The sequence below is a fragment of the Streptomyces sp. NPDC028910 genome (genome assembly GCF_055564955.1).
Genome location: NZ_JBVHVF010000004.1, coordinates 325,043 through 342,317, shown reverse-complemented (window position 1 = coordinate 342,317; position 17,275 = coordinate 325,043). Strand labels below are relative to the sequence as shown.

Sequence of the window (17,275 nt, the reverse complement as noted above, 5' to 3'; positions counted from 1 at the left end):
GGCTCATACCGTGACGGCCGTGATCACCAGGCCGTCGGCCACCAGCCAGCGGCCGGTGAAATGTCTTATGGTGCGGCCCGCCGCCACCGGGCCCTCGACCAGCAGGCGGGCATGGAACTCGCCTTCGCTGGTGGCCGGGCCCGGTTCCGGATGGAACCGGATATCGGCCTGGGTGAAATCGAGCCAGCGCCCGGTGAGCGGGAACCACGCCTTGTACACCGACTCCTTGGCGCTGAACAGGACCTTGTCCCAGTGCAGCCCCGGCCGGGACCGGGCCAGTGCCCGCAGCCGGACGCGCTCGTGCGGGAGCGCCACCGCCTCCAGGACTCCCGCGGGCAGCGGGACGTGCGGTTCGGCGTCGATGCCGAGTCCGGTCACTTCCGTGGACAGGGCGGCGGCCGCCGCCCGGTAGCCCTCGCAGTGGGTGATGGCGCCGGCCACCCCCGCGGGCCACAGCGGTTCCCCCGAGCCGCCCACGAGCAGCGGCCCGGCGGGCACGCCCAGGCGGTCCAGCGCGCGGCGCGCGCAGTGCCGTCCGGTGGCGAAGGTCCGCCTGCGCCGCTCGGAGGCCGCCGCCACCGCCGCCCGTTCCTCCGGGTAGAGGGGACAGGGGAGGACGTCCGCGTACTCCGCCGAACTGGCCACCCCGGCGGGCAGGATCCGCTCGATCACGTGCCGTGCCCTCCGGTCGCGCGCCCGCGCCCCGCGAAGAGGCCGGCGACCGCGCCCAGGGCCGCCACGGCGGCGGTGGCCAGGAGGGCGTGCTGCATGCCCTCCAGGAACACCGACTGGCCGATCCGGGTCAGGGTGGCCCGCGCCGCGTCCACCGGGCCCAGGTCCGGGGTGAGGCCGACCGCCACCGTACGGACCGCCTGGTCCAGGACGCCGGGCGCGACCTCGATGCCCTCGGCGGCCAGGCGTCCGGGCAGGGCGGCAGCGGTGTGCGCCGCGACCAGGGCGCCCGCCGTGGCGGTGCCCAGGCTGCCGCCCACCTGCATGGCCGTCTGCTGCATTCCGCCGGCCACGCCGGACAGCTCCACCGGTGCGCTGCTGATGACGAGCTTGGTGGCGCCGACCATCACGGGGCTGAAGCCGAGCCCGAGCAGGAAGAAGCACAGGGTCGTCTGCAGCGTCCCGGACTGCGCGTCGAGGCGGGAGAGGGCGCACATGGCGGTGGCCGTGACGAGCAGTCCCGCGACCACCGGGGCCCGGGGTCCGGACCTGCTGATCCACACGGCCGCGGGCGGTGCGCCCACGATCATCAGCAGGGTCAGGCCCAGGACCCGGATGCCCGATTCGGCCGGGGTCAGCCCGAGCACGTTCTGCAGGTAGAAGATCAGGACGAAGGGGGCGCCGAACATCACGAAGGACATGGCGAGCATGGTCAGGACGCCGACGGTGAACCGGACCGAGCGGAAGAGGCGCGGCGGCACCAGCGGATCGCCGGCGCGCCGCTCCCACCAGGCGAAGAAGGCGCCGAGCAGCAGCGCCGCCGTCAGCAGGGCCAGGCTGCGGGCGTCGGGCCGGCCCTGGTCTGCGACCGTGGCGAGGCCGCCGACGAACAGGCACAGCGCACCGCCCAGGACTGCCATGCCCAGTAGATCCAGCCGGCCGGGCGACGCCGCCTCGCCCCGCGTGTCGCGCAGGACGACGACGCCCAGCACCAGGGCCACCGCCCCCAGGGGCACGTTGAGGAAGAACACCCAGCTCCACGCGGCGTGTTCGACCAGCAGGCCGCCCACGACGGGGCCGGCCGCGGTGGACGCCGCGATGACCGCGCTGCGCACGGCGATCGGCATGTTGAGCCGGTCGGCCGGGAAGGCGGTGCGCAGCAGTCCGAGGGTGGCCGGCTGCATCAGCGCGCCGAACACCCCTTGCAGGACGCGCAGGCCGATGACCCAGCCGAGGCTGTCGGACGCGCCGATGGCCACCGAGGTGGCCGTGAAGCCGGCGGCGCCGATGAGGAAGACGGTGCGGTGACCGTAGCGGTCACCGAGCCTGCCCGCGGCGATGAGCAGGGCGGCGACCGCGAGCAGGTAGCCGTTCGTCACCCACTGGATGCCGGTCAGGCTCGCGCCGAGGTCGGCCTGCATGGCCGGCTGGGCGACGGTGACGATGGTCCCGTCGAGCGAGACCATCATGGCCCCGACCGACAGGGTGAGCAGCGTCAGCCAGGGGTGGCCCCGTACCCCGCGGCGCGGCGGGGAGGGCGGGCCGCCCTGCCCCTGCGCGGCCGCGGCGTGTCCGGTCGCCTTGCTCATGTAAGGAGCTCACCCGGCTGTCCCGCGGCCGTCAGGCCGGGCGCCTCGCCGGCGCCGCCGCGCTTGGCGCCGCGCTGGTCGTCGCGCTTGCCGTCGCCGTCCTCGGCGGGCTTCCAGCCGGGCGGCCCGAAGACGTAGCCGAGCTTGTGGCGCAGCGTGCGCGCCTGGCGTACGTCGCGGAACATGTTGGCGAACTCGTGCACCTGGATCTTCCAGATGGAGAAGGTCTCGATCTGCTTGGTCAGGCCGTACGTGGGGCGCTGCACCTCCGGCTGGAAGGTGCCGAAGATCCGGTCCCAGACGATGAGGATGCTGCCGAAGTTCTTGTCCAGGTACTCCGGGTCGTTGCCGTGGTGGACGCGGTGGTGCGAGGGCGTCACGAAGATGTACTCGATGGGGCGCGGCAGCTTGCCGATCTTCTCGGTGTGCGCGAACAGCCCGTACACCAGGTGCGCCGAGTGCATGGTGAAGACCAGGGCGGGGTGGACGCCCAGGAGCGGCAGCGGGAGCCAGATCATCTTCTCGAACCACTGGGCCCACTTGCGGCGCAGGGCGGTGGAGAGGTTGAAGTACTGGCTGGAGTGGTGCACCTGGTGGCCGGCCCAGATGAGCCGGATGCCGTGCGCGGCGCGGTGGTACCAGTAGAGGAGGAACTCCACGCCGAAGAAGAGGACGACCCACGTGGTCCACGACGTGGACGACAGGTGCCAGGGCGCGACGTACTCGTAGACGAGCAGGTAGAGCGCGAGCGCCACGGTCCGCAGCAGGGTGGACGAGAGCAGCGCGCCGAAGCCCGTGAGGATGCTCGCCCGGTGGTCCCGAAGGTCGTAGCCGGGGCGCTCGTCGTGGTCGTCGCCGAACTTGATCGCGAGCATCTCGATCACGATCAGCAACGCCATGGCGGGTAGGGCGTAGACCGCTGGATCGTGCAGCCGGTCTATGACCTTATCGAGCATCGCTCTCTCCTTGTTTCGACTTCCGCAAGAGCCTAAACACCCTCCCTAAAAGGCCCGCTAAAGCCCGCCTTAACTGCCGCCTTCCTTTCGATAACGCGCAGTTCGACAGAATTTTTTTAGTGTCGTTTTAGCGTCCCCCGGGTACGCTCGCCGTCGGCTTGGCAGAATCCCGCAGATCACGTGGGAAGAGAACACCGGCCGCGTCGATCGAAATCGCAATTTCCAGGTCGTCGCTCTTTCGAACTACCTGGGAACGTGGGGTGCGGATGAACGGGAGTCGCGTCGCGGTCCGCCTGGACCGGGCCGCCCGCAGCGACGCCGACCCGGTGCGCGTACTGGCCCTGCACGGGCTGGCCGCGAGCGGGAACACGTGGCGGGCCTTCGGTGAAGTGGCGTCGCCCCGCACCGAATTGTGGACCGCGGAGCTGCCCTGGGGAACGGCCGGCGAGTCCGCGTGGAGCCACCGCGGGGACCCCGCCGAGTGGATCGGCGCCGCACTGGGCTCGGTCCCCGGCGGAGCCGATGCCGTCATCGCGCACTCCTTCTCCGCCGTCCTCGCCGTGGAGTACCTCGCCGGCGCCCCGCGGGTCGAGCAGCCGCGCGCCCTGGTCGTCGTCTCGCCCTTCCACCGCAGGGACCCGGCCGACTTCCACTGGGACACCGCCGGGCACTACCTCGGCATCTTCCAGGAGGTGTTCGAGGAGGCGCTGCGGATCAGCTCGGTACGGGAACTGGCCGCCGAAACACGCCGGGACATGGCCGTGCTCGTGCGCGACCGCGTCGGTCCGTACGGCTGGCTGCGCTTCTGGGAAAGCTACCTGCGCAGCCCCTTCGTCGACACCGGCGGCCTCGACTTCCCGGTGCTCGTCGTGGCGGGCGAGAACGACCGCTTCGCCGCACCGCAGGACGCCGCCCTGCTGGCGGCCGCCCTGCCGCAGGGGCGCCTGGAACTGCTGCGGGACTGCGGGCACTTCCCGATGACCGAGCAGCCCCAGCGGTTCGCGGACGCGGTCGAGCGGCTGCTCGCCGAGCGCGTCGTGGAGCCGTCCGCAGCCGCCACGAGAGTGAGTTGAACCCTTGGACCCCTCTGCCACCCCCGACGTCTTCGTGACCGGCATCGGCGCGGTCAGCTGCCTCGGCGGCAGCGCGGACGCGTTCTGGACCGGGCTGAAGGCGGCCGCCGGCCGCCCCACCGCCGTACCGGGCCTCACCGAGCGCGTGCCGGACGTCCTCGCCTATCAGGTGCCCGACGAGGCCCCCGCGGCCGCCGCTCCGCGGGGAGCGCTGGGCCGCGCCGCGCGGTTCGCGCTCGGCGCCGCCCGCGAGGCGGTGGCGGACGCGGGCCTGGGGCCGCGCGAGATCGCGGAGGCGGCCGTGGTGATCGGTACGGCCGTCGGCGAGAGCGGCGGGCGCGAGGGCGGCAGGCGCGAGGGCGAGGACCGGCCGCCGGCCGGTGCGTGGGAGCCGATGTTCTCCGTCGCCGCCGCGGTGGGCGGCGAACTCGGCGCGTTCGGCTCGAACATCAGCGTGAGCAACGCCTGCGCCGCGAGCGGTTACGCGCTGTCCGTCGCCGTGGACCTGATCCGCCGCGGCGAGGCCGACACCGTGCTGCTGGGAGGCGCGGAGGGCATCGCCTGGGTGCCGCTGGCCAGTTTCAGCCGGCTCGGCGCGGCGGATCCCGAGACCTGCCGTCCCTTCGACGCCGAACGCAGCGGAACCGTCTTCGGCGAAGGGGCCGCCATGCTGGTCCTGCAGTCGGCGCGGGCCGCGGCCGGCCGCCGGACGTACGGCCGCGTGCTGGGGACCGCGTGGAGCTGCGACGCCCACCACCCCACCGCGCCGGATCCGGGCGGCGAACAACTCGTACGGGTGGCCCGCGCGGCCCTAGACGAGGCGGCGCTCGGGCCCGGCGACATCGGCTGCGTCATCCCGCACGGCACCGGCACCCGGCAGAACGACGTGATCGAGTACCAGGTCCTGCGGGAGGTGCTCGGCGGCCACGCCCCGCACACGCCGCTGTTCAGCCTGAAGGCCTTCATCGGGCACACCGCCGGCGCCGCGGCGGCGTTCGCCGCCGTGTCCGCCGCGCTGATGGCCCGGCACGGCGAGATCCCGGGGAACATCCCGCTGGAGCGCCCGGACCCCGAGTGCCCGGTCCGGCTGCCGCACGGCGGTCCGACCGCGCTCGCCCAGCCGAACGTGCTGGTCAACGCGTACGCGTTCGGCGGGAGCAACTTCACGATGGTGTTCGGGGGCGAGGCACGGTGACGGCTACGGCGACGGTGACCGTGAGGGCCATGGCGGCCGAGTCCGTCGTCCACGGGGCGGCGCTGGTCGTACCGCCGGACGGGACCGCTCCGGACGCGCCCTGGTTCGACCACCGCACGCGGCTGGGCCGGGGCTACAAGTACCTACCGCCCGCCTGCCAGTACCTGCTCGCGGCAGCCAGGACGGCACTGGCCGCATCCGGTCAGGAGACGGAGCCGCACGCCCCGGAGCGCCGCGGCGCCGTCGTGGGGACCAACAGCGCCGTCGCGGCCCTGCACGACGGCATCGAGGAGACGGTCCGGCGCGAGGGGGCCGGCGCGCTGAGCCCCATGAGCGTGCCCTACTTCTCCGTCAACCTCGTCGCCGCGCGCCTGTCGACCGAGCACGTGCTCAAGGGCTTCAACCTGACGGTGACCTCACCGCGGGTGGCCGGCGTCGAGGCCCTGCACCTGGCCGCCCTCGAACTGGCCGCGGGCCGCACCTCCGTGGTGCTGGCCGGAGCCGCCGAGGCACCCGACCCCCGGGCCGGCGACGCCCTACCCGAGTCGGGCGCCGCGCTGCTGGTGCTGCGCCCGGGCGGCGGACCCGTACCGGTGGGCGGCGCGGTGCTGCGGACCGTACTGCGCTTCCTGCCGCCGCCGGCGCTGGCCGACGCGGCGGGCCGCGCTCTGGCGCGGGAGTCCGTACGGGAAGCGCTGGACGTGCTCTGCGCGGCCGGTCCCGCCCCGTACGAGATCGAGCTGCTGACCGATCCCTCGCCCGTCGGCGACGCGGTCGCCCGCGCCGTGCGCGCCTGGTGCGCCGGCCGCGTACCGGTGTCCACCGCGCGGTCCGGGGCCCGGGCCGGCGCACTCGCGCCGGTGGTCCGGCTGGCCGCACGCCCCCTCCCGGCAGGCGGTGGCACACGGCTGGTCGTCGTCGCCTCCCGCGCCGGCAACGTGGCGCTCGCCTCGACCCACTCCCCCGAACACACCAACTGAGAGGTTCACATGCTGACTTCCGTCAAGGGCTCCTGGTGCCTGATCCTGGGCGCCTCCAGCGGCATGGGCCGGGCCACCGCCCTGGCCATGGCCAAGGAGGGCGCGAACATCTTCGGCGTCCACTTCGGCACGGCGGCCCAGCAGGAGGAAGTCGACGAGCTGGTGGAGGAGCTGCGCGCCACGGGCGTACAGGTGTCCTTCCACAACCGCAACGCCGCCGCCAAGCAGACCCGCGCCGAGCTGGTGCCGGTCCTCGCCGAGCTGGCCGGGCCCGCCGGCGTACGGGTGCTGCTGCACTCCCTCGCGTTCGGCAGCCTGCTGCCCTTCCTCCCGCAGGAGGGCCAGGAGGGCCAAGAGGGCCAGGACGACGTCATCACTCCGCGGCAGATGGACATGACCGTCGACGTCATGGGCCACAGCCTCGTGTACTGGGTGCGCGACCTGTACGTGGCCGGGCTGCTGCCGCGCGGCGCCAAGGTGTTCGCGCTCACCAGCCGCGGCGACGGCCGGGTGATGCCGAGCTACGGCGCGGTGTCGGCCGCCAAGTCCGCCCTGGCCTCGCACGTGCGCCAGCTGGCCGTCGAACTGGCCCCCTCCGGTGTCTCGGTGAACGCGCTGCGCGCCGGCCTGACCCTCACGCCGGCGCTGCTGCGCATCCCCGGGAGCGACGCACTGGCCCGGCACGCCTCGCAGTCGAACCCGCACGGCCGCCTCACCCTCCCCGAGGACGTCGCCGAGGCCGTCGTCATGCTCTCGGCCACCGACTCCTCGTGGATGACCGGCAACGTCATCGACGTCGACGGCGGCGAAGGCCTCGTCTGAGCTCTCGTTCCGCACGGCACCGCACGGCACCGCACGGCACCGCACACGCACCGCACCCGCACCCGCACCCGCACCCGACATCAGGAGAGAACGATCATGCCCGAGCAGACCACCACCCCCCTGGACATCGAGGACCTGCGCTCCACCATCGCGGAGATCCTGGACGTCGAAGCCTCCGAGGTGACCGACACCGCCGACTTCAAGGAGGACCTCGACGTCGACTCCCTGCTGGCGCTGGAGATCCTCGTCACCCTGGAGCGCAAGTACCACGTGAAGATGGAGGAGTCGAACCTCCAGCTCATGCGCTCCCTCAAGGTCGTGCACGACCTGCTCGCCGAAAAGCTCGAGACCGCGTGATGCCGCACGAAAGCCGCAGGGTCGCGGTGGTCACCGGCGGATCGCGCGGCATCGGCCGGGCCGTCGTGGAGCGCTTCCTCACCGACGGCCACGACGTGGCCTACTGCTACCGCTCCCGGCCCGACGACGCCGACGCGATCGAGCGCCTCGCCGCCGAGCACGGCGGCCGGGTCCTCGACGCGTCCGTGGACGTGACGGACGCGTCGGCCGTACGCGGCTTCCTGGAGCGGACGCAGGAGCGGCTCGGGGAGATCGACGCGCTCGTCACCAGTGCGGGCATCGTCCGCGACGGCCCGCTGGTGACGATGGGCCAGGAGGACTGGGACAGCGTCATCGACACCAACCTGACCGGCACCTACCACGTGTGCCGGGCCGCGGTCTTCGCCCTCATGAAGCAGGGCCGGGGCAGCATCGTCACCGTGTCGTCCGTGGCGGGGGTGCACGGCAGCGCGACGCAGGCCAACTACGCCGCGTCCAAGGCCGGGATCATCGGCTTCACCAAGTCGCTGGCCAAGGAGGTGGCCCGGTTCGGCATCCGCGCCAACGTCGTGGCGCCCGGGCTGATCGCGACGGACATGACCGACGGGATGACGGAGAAGGCCCGCAAGGGCGTCCTCGCCCAGATCCCGCTCCGCCGGATCGGCACCGCGCGGGAGGTGGCCGACACCGTGGCGTTCCTCGCGTCGGAGCGCGCCGCCTACATCACGGGACAGGTGATCCGGGTCGATGGCGGCATCAGCAACTGAGGGAGCGGGTTGATGGACAGGTCCACATCGGTCGTCGTGACCGGGCTCGGTGTGCTCACGCCGATCGGCACGACCGTGGAGGGCTTCTGGGACGCGGCGGTCCGCGGCGTGGTCGGCACGGGGCCGCTGCGCCGCCCCGACGCGGCCGACTTCCCGGCCGCGCGGGCCGGCGAGGTCGCCGGCTTCGACGCGCCGCGCGCCGGCGGCGAGCGCAGCCTGCGGCTCGCCACCGCGGCGGCCGCGGCGGCGGCGGCCGACGCCGGGATCCCGCGGTGGACCGGCGACCCGTACCGGGCCGGCGTCTGCCTGGGCACGCTCCTGGGCAGCCGCGCCGGGCTGGAACCGGCCGTCACCGGCTTCCACCGCGGTACGGAGTCCCTCGCGGAGCCCTTCGCGGAGCCCTTCGCGGAGCCCTTCGCGGAACGGCCGGTGGTGGACCTCGCGGACGCGGTGGCCCGCGAACGCGGCTTCCTGGGACCGGGCCTGGCCGTCGCCACGGCCTGCGCCTCGGGCAACAGCGCGCTGGCCCACGCGGCGGACACCATCCGGGCCGGCCGGGCCGACGTGATGATCGCCGGCGGTGTCGACGAGCTGTCCAGCGGCATCATGATGATGTTCTCCAGCCTCCGCTCGCTGGCCCCCGACGTCCTGCGGCCCTTCGACCGCGACCGCGCCGGACTCGTGGTCTCCGAGGGCGCCGCGGCCCTGGTCCTGGAGTCGTACGAGCACGCCCGCCGCCGCGGCGCGCACGTCTACGCCGAACTGGCGGGCTGGGCCTCGGCGTCCGACGCCCACCACATGACGGCTCCGCACCCGCAGGGCAGCGGCGCCCGCCGTTCGATGCTGCGGGCGCTGAAGCGGGCCGGGATCTCCCCCGACCGCGTCGACCACGTCAGCGCGCACGGCACCGGCACCCCCTCCAACGACCGGGTCGAGGCGCAGGCCCTGCGGGAGGTCTTCGGCCCGCGGACGCCCGCCGTGACCTCGCTGAAGGGGGCCCTCGGGCACACCCAGGGCGCGGCGAGCGCGATCGAGGCCGTGGCGTGCGTGCTGGCGCTGCGCGACGGCGTGGTCCCGCCGACCGCCAACCTGGTCGACCTCGACCCGGAGTGCGACGTGGACGTCGTACGCGGGGCGGCGCGCGAGACCCCGGTGCGCGTGGCGGTCAACAACGCCTTCGGCTTCGGGGGCAACACCGCGTGCACAGTCTTCACCCGCATGAGCACAGCAGGGAGCGCACGATGAGCACCACGGCGGGCACCACAGCGAGCACCACGGCCGCCGTCACCGGCATCGCCCTGGCCAGTCCGCTCGGCGGCAGCCTCGACGCGACCTGGGAGGCGCTGCTGGCCGGCCGGACCGGCTTCACGCGGACGGCCGCCACCGACGGCCTGTACCCGGGCACGGTGGAGGCCCTGGCCGGCGCGCTGGCCGACGACCTCCCCGACGTACCGGCCTTCGGCCGCCGCAGGCTGCGCGCGCTGAGCCGCGAGTCCCTGCTCGTCTCCCGGGTCGGGATGCTCGCCTGGCAGGACGCCGGATTCGAGCCGGCCGGCACGCCGGACCCGGAGGAGACGGCCGTCGTCCTCGGCACCGCCGCCGGCGGCCTGTCGGGGTACCTGCGGGTGATGCGGGACGGTCTGACCATCGGCCCCGAACTGGTCAGCCCGTACGCCGGCCCGCAGGGCAGCCTGAACGCCGCGGCCTCGGACCTGTCCATCGCCGCCGGGGCCCAGGGCAGCATCGTCACGGTCACCGCCGGCCGCTGCTCGGGGGCCCACGCCCTGACCGTCGCGGCCGACTACGTCCGTACGGGGCAGGCCGAGGCCGTGCTCGTGGCGGCCGTGGACGTCCTGGATCCGCTGCGGCTCGCCGACGCCCGCCCCGCGCGGCCGCCCCGGCCGTTCGCCGCGGGCCGGGCCGGCGCGCCGCCCGGTGAGGCCGCGGTGGTGCTCGTCGTCGAGGACGGCGCGCGGGCCCGGGCCCGCGGCGCCCGGGTGCACGCGGAGATCGCGGGGCTGAGCACCCTGCGCGGCGGCACGGGCGGCGGGAGCGCCGCCGGTCCCGCGATCGCCGCGGCCCTGGCCGCGGCCGGCGTGCGGGCCGGGGAGCTCTCCCTCGTCTGCTCCTCCGCCGCCGGCGCCCCGGGGACGGACCGGTCGGAGGCCTTCGCCGTGCACGAGCGCGTCGGGCCGGGCGCCGCCGTCTACAGCCCCTTCGGCGCCCTCGGGGACTGCGCGGGCGCCGGCACCCTGCTCCAGGTCGCGCTGACCGCGCGGGCCCTGGCCGACGGCCGCACCCCGCCCACGGCCGGGCTCGACGGCTGGGACCCGGAGCTGCCCGAGCTCGCCGCCACCGGCACCGGGCGGGACCTGGGGAGCGGACCCGCGCTGGTCCTGACGACCGACGAGAACGGGCAGGCCGCAGCCGTGGTCGTCCGCACCGCCCAGGGCTCGCCGTAGGGCTCCCCATAGGGCTCACCGTTGGACTCACCAGACCCGAGGGCCGCCCGGCCCGCGTACCAGAAGCCATGAACGAACCAGGGAGAACCGGACCCCCGGACCCCTGCCGTACGGAGGTAGGAAGTGGATCACGACCCGGCTGAGCTGATCGCCATCGTGGGGATGGCAGGGCGATTCCCTGACGCTCCCGACACGGACCGGTTCTGGGAACTGCTCATGAACCGCGGCGATGCGATCCGCCCCGTCCCGGCGGCCCGCTGGAGCACCGAGCAGCCACTGGACCCGGAGAAGGAGATCCAGGGCCACGGCGGATTCCTGGAGGGCGTCGACGAGTTCGACGCCGCGTTCTTCGGGGTCTCGCCGCGCGAGGCGGAGGTCCTCGACCCCCAGCAGCGGCTGATGCTGGAGACCAGCTGGCTGGCGCTGGAGGACGCGGGCGTGCCCACCGCGAGCCTGAGCGGCACCCGGACCGGCGTGTACTTCGGCGGTCTGTGGCAGGACTACGAGCGGCTGCGCGAGGACCGCGGCGCCCGCCCGACCCAGCACTCGATCTCCGGCAACGCGCTCGACATGCTGTCCGCCCGGATCTCGTACTTCCTCGGCCTGACGGGTCCCAGCCTGACGCTGGAGACCGGCTGCTCCTCCTCCCTGGTCGCCCTGCACCTGGCCTGCCAGGCGATCCGCTCGGGCGACGTGGACGGCGCGCTGGTCGGCGCGGCCAATCTGATGCTGACCCCGGACGTGACCATCGGACTCACGCACTTCGGCGGTCTCTCGCCGAAGGGCCGGTGCAGTGCCTTCGGAGCCGGCGCAGACGGGTTCGTACGCGGCGAGGGCGTCGCCGCCGTCTACCTGAAGACGCTGGCGCAGGCCCGCCGGGACGGCGACCGGGTGCACGCCGTGATCGTGCGCACCGCCTCGAACAACGACGGCGGCGGCACCAGCCTGGTGACGCCCAGTCAGGCCGGGCAGGAGGACCTGCTGCGCCACGTCTACGAGGACTCCGGCATCCCGGTCGACCGGGTCGCGTACGTGGAGGCGCACGGCACCGGCACCCGGGCCGGCGACCCCGTCGAGGCGACGGCCCTCGGCAGGGTGCTGGGACGGGCCCCCGAGCGGGCGGGCCGGCCGCTCGGCATCGGGTCGGTGAAGACGAACATCGGGCACCTGGAGCCCGTGGCCGCGCTGGCCGGCCTCTTCAAGGCGGTGCTGTCGCTGAAGCACGGCGTCGTGCCGCCCAGCCTGCACTCCGCCGAGCTGAACCCGGACATCCCCTTCGACGAGCTGGGCCTCGAAGTCGTACGGGAACCGCTGCCGCTGCCCACGGACGGCGGACCGGTCTACCTGGGCGTCAGCTCCTTCGGCTGGGGCGGCACCAACGCGCACGCCGTGATCACCGCCGCCCCGCCGGTCGCCGACGACACCACGGACACTGCCGGCGCCGCGGACACCACAGGCACCACATGCACCACAGGCACCACAGCCGCCCCAGACACCGCGTCCGGGCGCCGCGACGCGCCCTTCGTCCTGCCGCTGAGCGCCCACAGCCAGGCGGCGCTGGTGCAGCGCGCCCGCGATGTGCGCGAGGCCCTGGACCGGCCCGGCGCCGAACCGCGCGAGATCGCGGCGACGCTGGGCTGGCAGCGCGACCAGTTCCCCTTCCGGGCGGGCCTCGTCGCCACGGACGGCGACGGGCTGCGCGCGGCGCTCGAGGGGTACGCGGCCGAGCCGGAGGCCCTCTCCTCGACCACGGTCACCGGCCGGGCCCGCCAGCGCGGCCGCACCGCCTTCGTCTTCCCCGGCCAGGGCTCGCAGTGGGCCGCGATGGGCACGCGCCTGTACGCCGAGGACCCCGCCTTCGCCGCCGTGATCGACCGGTGCGCCGCGGCGCTCGCCCCGCACACCGAGTGGTCCCTCACGGATGTGCTCACCGGCCGGGACGGTGACGCCTGGATGGGACGCGTCGACATCGTCCAGCCGGTGCTGTGGGCGGTCTCCGTGGCCCTGGCCGGCGCCTGGCGCGCCGCCGGCGTCGAGCCGGACGTGGTCGTCGGCCACAGCCAGGGCGAGATCGCCGCCGCCACCGTGGCGGGGGTCCTCTCGCTGGAGGACGCCGCCCTGGTCGTGGCCCGGCGCAGCGCCGTGCTGCTGCGCACCGCCGCGGGCACCGGCCGCATGCTCGCCGTGGACCTCGACGTCGACGCGGCCAGGGCCGCCCTGGAGGGCTTCGAGGACTGCGTGGCGCTCGCCGTGCACAACGGCCCGAGCTCCTGCGTGCTCTCCGGCGACGGCGACTCGGTGCTGCTGCTGAAGGAGCTCCTGGAGGCGGACGGCACGTACTGCCGGCTGATCAACGTGGACTACGGGTCGCACAGCCCGCTCATGCTCGACCTGACCGACGAGCTGCACGAGGTACTGGCCCCGGTGCGGCCGGGCCGGGGCGGGATCCCGCTGATGTCCACGGTGCGCGCGGCCGTACTGGAGGGTCCGGAGATGGACGGCGCGTACTGGGTGGAGAACCTGTGCCGCCCGGTGCTGTTCGCGGAGGCCGTCGACGCGCTCCTGGACCAGGGCGTCACCCATGTCGTCGAGGTCAGCGCCCACCCCGTCCTGGTGCCGGCGCTGGAGCAGATCGGCGCGCTGCGCAAGGAGCCGCCGGCCGTGCTGGGCACCCTGCACCGCGACCGCGGCGCCCCCGAGGACCTCGCGGAGAGCTTCGCGCAGGGCCACGTGGCGGGCCTGACCCCCTACGGCCCGCGCCCGACGACGCGCGACGCGGGAGTGCCCGCGTACCCGTGGCAGCGCGAGAGCTACTGGGTCGGCGCGGCGCAGCGCGGTACGGGCCGTTCGGCGGCCTTCGCCTTCCCGCTGGTCCCGCTGCCGACCGAGGCCGGGACCTGGCACGGCACCGTCGAGATCGGCACCGGCTCCCACCCGTGGCTCGCCGACCACCAGGTGCACGACGCCGTCGTGGTGCCGGCGGCGGCCTCCATCGAACTGTGCCTGGGCACGGCGGCCGCCCGCACCGGCGGCGTCCCGCAGTCGCTGCGCGGTCTGTCCTTCCTGAGCGACATGACGCTCTCGGACGGCGGGCTGCAATTGGGCGGCGTGTGGCGGGAGGACGCCGGCGAGGGCGCCGGCCTGGAGGTGCTGTCCCTGGCCGACGGGGCCGAGGGCTGGACGCGGCACATGACCGCGCACGCCTCCTACCGCGGCGAACAGGCCTCCGTACCGGACTTCCCGGCCGGTCTGCTGCGGGAACCGGCCGTCGACGGCGCCGAGTTCTACCGGGCGTGCACGAACCGCGGGCTCCGGTACGGTCCCGCCTTCCAGGGCGTACGGGAGCTGCGCGTGCGCGGCGAGGAGGCCCTCGGCCGGGTGGTCCTCGCCGAGCGGTGCCGTCCGGGCGCCCGCCGGTTCGTCCTGCACCCGGCCCTGTGGGACGGGGCGTTCCAGCTCTCCCTCGCGCTGTGCGCGCACGAGGACACCGTGGTGCCCGTCGCCATCGAGCGGCTCTCGCTCCTGCCGGGACGGCCCTCGGACCTCACCGAGCTGTGGGTGCACGCCGTGCGCCGGTCCGACGGACTCTTCGACCTGGCCCTGTACGGGTCCGACCGCCAGCCGGTCGCCCGGGTGGCCGGGCTGGAACTGCGCCGCCTGCTCTCGGGCGAGCGGTCCGCCCCGGCCCCCGAGCGGGTGCACCGCTTCGGTTTCCACGAGCGGGAGTACGCCGGGCCCGGCCAGGACCAGGACCAGGACCAGGGCCCGTGGCTGGTGTGCGGCCCGGAGTCGGCGGCGGGCGCCGCCGGGGAGCTGGCCGAGGCGCTGGGCGCCACCGCCGTGACGCTGCCGCGGGCCGCGGCCGGCGAGGCGGCGGCCTGGGCCGAGGTGCTGCGGGCCGCCGACGGCGGTGAGGTCGTGTTCGTCGCCCCGGACCGCGCGGCGGGCGAGGCCGAGCAGCGGGCGGGCCTGCTGGCGCTCGGCGCGCTCGCCGGAGCCTGCTCCGACCGGCCGGTGGCGCCCCGCCTGACCGTGCTGACCACGCGGGCGCAGGCGGCGTCGGCCACCGAGACGCCCGACCCGGGAGCGGCCCTGTACTGGGGCTTCACGCGGGTGCTGCAGGGCGAGCACCCGGGCCTCGCGGCCCGGCTGGTGGACACCGCGCGCGACGACGAGTGGGCGGCCGGGGTCGTACGCGAACTGCTGGACGCCGAGCGCGAGGACCAGGTCCTCACGCGCGACGGCCGACGGCTGGCCGGCCGCCTGGAGCGCGGCGGGCACCGGCCGGACGACGCCGGGGCTCCCCTGCCGTACACGGTCCGCCAGCCCTTCCGGCTGCATCCCGGCCCGCGGCCGGGCCTGTGGGAGTCGCTGCGCTACCTGCCGTTGGCGCGCCGTGCGCCCGGGCCGGGCGAGATCGAGATCGAGGTGGACGCGGCCTCCCTCAACTTCATCGACGTGATGAAGGCCGTGGGCACGTATCCCGACGAGGCCGGCGGCAAGGAGCTGCTCGGCGGGGACTGCTCCGGCCGGGTCGTCTCGGTCGGCCCCGGCACGGCCGGATTCCGCGTCGGCGACCGGGTGGTGGCGTGCGTCTTCGGCGCGATCGTCTCGCACGTGACCGTCCGCGCCGACCACGCGCGGCCGGTGCCCGGGGCGATGACGCAGGAGGACGCCGCCGCACTGCCGCTGGTACTGGCCACCGCCTGGTACGCGCTGCACGACCTGGCCCGGACGGAGCCCGGCGAGACCGTACTGATCCACTCCGCGGCCGGCGGACTGGGCCTGGCCGCCGTGCAGGTGGCCCGGATGCTGGGCGCCGAGGTCATCGCGACGGCGGGCAGCGCGGCCAAGCGCGCCTACCTGCGGGAGCTGGGCGTCGAGCACGTCTTCGACTCGCGCGAGCTGTCCTGGGCGGACGCCGTGCGCGCCCACACCGGCGGCCGGGGGGTCGACGTCGTCCTCAACTCGCTGACCGGCGCCGCCATCGCGCGCGGACTGGAGGTGCTCGCCGAGGACGGCCGCTTCATCGAGGTCGGCAAGAAGGACATCCACGGGGAGCGCACGCTGGGGCTCGCGCCGTTCCGCAAGGGCGTCAGCTTCGCGGCCGTGGACCTGGAGGGGCTCGTGATGCGGCGTCCCCAGCGGTTCGCCAAGCTCTTCCGCGCGGTCTGGGACGAGGTGGAGGCGGGCCGGCTCACGGCGCTGCCCGTCACCCAGTACACCTTCGACGACGCGGCCGAGGCGCTGCGCGCCATGTCGCACGGCGACCACATAGGCAAGTTCGTGCTGTGCGGGCCGCACACCGTGGACCGGGTGGTGGCGGATCCGCTGCCGCACGGCCGGTTCCGCGCCGACGGCACCTTCCTCATCACCGGCGGTCTGGGCGACCTCGGCCTCTCGCTCGCCGAACACCTCGTGCGGCGCGGGGCGACGGCCCTGGCCCTGCTGGGGCGTTCGGAGCCGAGTGCGCGGGCCGCGGACCGCATCGCGGCGCTCCGCGAGGCCGGCGCCCGGGTGTCGGTGGTGCACGCGGACGTCGCCGACAGCACGTCCCTGGATCTGGCCCTCGCGCGGATCCGGGCCGAACTCCCGGCGCTGCGCGGTGTCTTCCACGCGGCGGGCGTCCTCTCCGACGCGGTGGTGCGCAACCTCGACGCGGCGGGCGTGGCCCGGGTACTGGCGCCCAAGATCGACGGGGCGGCCGAGCTGGACCGGCTGACGGCGAACGATCCGCTGGACCTCTTCGTGCTGTTCTCCTCGGCGGCCGGTCTCGTCGGCAACGTCGGGCAGTCCGCCTACGCGGCCGCCAACACGTACATGGACGCGCTGGCCACGGCCCGGCGCAGTTCCGGGCGGCCCGCGCTCAGCGTGCAGTGGGGCACCTTCGACGGCATCGGCCTGGCGGCCCGGTCCACCGCACGCGGCGACCGGCTCGCCGACCGCGGCATGGACGGTTTCGAGGCCGCCGAGGCCTGGCAGGCGCTGGAGTCGTTCCTGACGGGCGGCGAGAGCGTCGTGGGGTACGTCGCCCTGGACCCGCGCCGCTGGTTCGAGACGTACCCGGCCGCGGCGGGCCGGCCCAGCTGGAGCCTGCTGCGCACCACGAAGGACCCGGGAGCCGGCTCGGGCGGCGACTTCCGCCAGCTGCTGGGCAGCTGCGACGTCCAGGACCGGCCGGCGGTGGTCGAGGAGCGCGTACGGCAGCTCGCCGGGCGGGTGCTGCGGCTCGCCGCGGACTCCATCGACCGGGAGACCCCGCTCAAGTCGCTCGGACTGGACTCGCTGATGAGTCTGGAACTGCGCAACCGGCTGGAGGCCGACTTCGGGCTGCGGCTGTCACCCACGCTGCTGTGGACGTACGGCGCCCTGCGGCCGCTGGCCGGCGCCCTGGTCGAGCGGCTCGCGGAACAGGAGGCCTGA

At 74.7% G+C, this 17,275-nt stretch carries 12 protein-coding genes; 9 read left to right on the top strand and 3 right to left on the bottom strand.

The annotated features are described in order from the left end of the window. Nucleotides 1–3: 3 nt before the first annotated feature. From ACZ4TV_RS08520 to ACZ4TV_RS08510, 3 genes are read right to left on the bottom strand one after another with little or no spacing between them, the layout of a single operon-like run. On the bottom strand, nt 4–672 hold the full coding sequence (locus ACZ4TV_RS08520) for a 4'-phosphopantetheinyl transferase family protein (RefSeq protein ID WP_468132080.1): 669 nt from the start codon (nt 670–672) through the stop codon (nt 4–6). Then, the gene (locus ACZ4TV_RS08515; RefSeq protein ID WP_468132078.1) at nt 669–2,261 is read right to left on the bottom strand and encodes an MFS transporter; all 1,593 of its coding nucleotides are present in this window, start codon (nt 2,259–2,261) and stop codon (nt 669–671) included. The genes ACZ4TV_RS08520 and ACZ4TV_RS08515 overlap by 4 nt, the downstream gene beginning before the upstream one ends. Next, entirely contained in the window at nt 2,258–3,217 is a 960-nt protein-coding gene (locus ACZ4TV_RS08510) for a sterol desaturase family protein (protein WP_468132076.1), read from the bottom strand. Before ACZ4TV_RS08510 ends, ACZ4TV_RS08515 begins: the two co-directional genes overlap by 4 nt. A 266-nt stretch (nt 3,218–3,483) precedes the next feature. Between ACZ4TV_RS08510 and ACZ4TV_RS08505 the strand changes: the two genes are divergently transcribed. The 9 genes from ACZ4TV_RS08505 (at nt 3,484) to ACZ4TV_RS08465 (ending at nt 17,275) form a co-directional block, all read left to right on the top strand. Next, complete coding sequence (locus ACZ4TV_RS08505) at nt 3,484–4,290, top strand: alpha/beta fold hydrolase (protein WP_468132074.1); 807 nt, start codon at nt 3,484–3,486, stop codon at nt 4,288–4,290. Nucleotides 4,291–4,294: 4 nt separating this feature from the next. Then, the gene (locus ACZ4TV_RS08500; protein WP_468132072.1) at nt 4,295–5,485 is read left to right on the top strand and encodes a beta-ketoacyl-[acyl-carrier-protein] synthase family protein; all 1,191 of its coding nucleotides are present in this window, start codon (nt 4,295–4,297) and stop codon (nt 5,483–5,485) included. A gap of 29 nt (nt 5,486–5,514) precedes the next feature. Then, entirely contained in the window at nt 5,515–6,465 is a 951-nt protein-coding gene (locus ACZ4TV_RS08495) for a beta-ketoacyl synthase N-terminal-like domain-containing protein (protein WP_468132070.1), read from the top strand. A 9-nt stretch (nt 6,466–6,474) separates the two neighbouring features. After that, a complete protein-coding gene (locus ACZ4TV_RS08490) occupies nt 6,475–7,287 on the top strand; it encodes an SDR family oxidoreductase (RefSeq protein ID WP_468132068.1) in 813 nt (270 codons plus the stop codon). A 96-nt stretch (nt 7,288–7,383) separates the two neighbouring features. Next, the gene (locus tag ACZ4TV_RS08485) at nt 7,384–7,644 is read left to right on the top strand and encodes an acyl carrier protein (RefSeq protein ID WP_468132066.1); all 261 of its coding nucleotides are present in this window, start codon (nt 7,384–7,386) and stop codon (nt 7,642–7,644) included. After that, nucleotides 7,644–8,390, top strand: coding sequence for a 3-oxoacyl-[acyl-carrier-protein] reductase (fabG, locus tag ACZ4TV_RS08480; RefSeq protein ID WP_468132065.1), 747 nt, complete (start codon nt 7,644–7,646; stop codon nt 8,388–8,390). Before ACZ4TV_RS08485 ends, fabG begins: the two co-directional genes overlap by 1 nt. Nucleotides 8,391–8,402: 12 nt before the next feature. Further along, the gene (locus tag ACZ4TV_RS08475; protein ID WP_468132063.1) at nt 8,403–9,635 is read left to right on the top strand and encodes a beta-ketoacyl-[acyl-carrier-protein] synthase family protein; all 1,233 of its coding nucleotides are present in this window, start codon (nt 8,403–8,405) and stop codon (nt 9,633–9,635) included. Further along, entirely contained in the window at nt 9,632–10,852 is a 1,221-nt protein-coding gene (locus ACZ4TV_RS08470; protein ID WP_468132061.1) for a beta-ketoacyl synthase N-terminal-like domain-containing protein, read from the top strand. The genes ACZ4TV_RS08475 and ACZ4TV_RS08470 overlap by 4 nt, the downstream gene beginning before the upstream one ends. Nucleotides 10,853–10,975: 123 nt before the next feature. Then, nucleotides 10,976–17,275, top strand: coding sequence for a type I polyketide synthase (locus tag ACZ4TV_RS08465; RefSeq protein WP_468132059.1), 6,300 nt, complete (start codon nt 10,976–10,978; stop codon nt 17,273–17,275).

Excerpts from the sequence above, each read along its gene's own strand:
- ACZ4TV_RS08515 (WP_468132078.1), bottom strand. The coding sequence starts at position 2,261 with ATGAGCAAGGCGACCGGACACGCCGCGGCCGCGCAGGGGCAGGGCGGC.
- ACZ4TV_RS08510 (WP_468132076.1), bottom strand. The coding sequence starts at position 3,217 with ATGCTCGATAAGGTCATAGACCGGCTGCACGATCCAGCGGTCTACGCC.
- ACZ4TV_RS08505 (WP_468132074.1), top strand. The coding sequence starts at position 3,484 with ATGAACGGGAGTCGCGTCGCGGTCCGCCTGGACCGGGCCGCCCGCAGC.
- ACZ4TV_RS08495 (WP_468132070.1), top strand. The coding sequence starts at position 5,515 with ATGGCGGCCGAGTCCGTCGTCCACGGGGCGGCGCTGGTCGTACCGCCG.
- ACZ4TV_RS08490 (WP_468132068.1), top strand. The coding sequence starts at position 6,475 with ATGCTGACTTCCGTCAAGGGCTCCTGGTGCCTGATCCTGGGCGCCTCC.
- ACZ4TV_RS08485 (WP_468132066.1), top strand. The coding sequence starts at position 7,384 with ATGCCCGAGCAGACCACCACCCCCCTGGACATCGAGGACCTGCGCTCC.
- fabG (WP_468132065.1), top strand. The coding sequence starts at position 7,644 with ATGCCGCACGAAAGCCGCAGGGTCGCGGTGGTCACCGGCGGATCGCGC.
- ACZ4TV_RS08475 (WP_468132063.1), top strand. The coding sequence starts at position 8,403 with ATGGACAGGTCCACATCGGTCGTCGTGACCGGGCTCGGTGTGCTCACG.
- ACZ4TV_RS08470 (WP_468132061.1), top strand. The coding sequence starts at position 9,632 with ATGAGCACCACGGCGGGCACCACAGCGAGCACCACGGCCGCCGTCACC.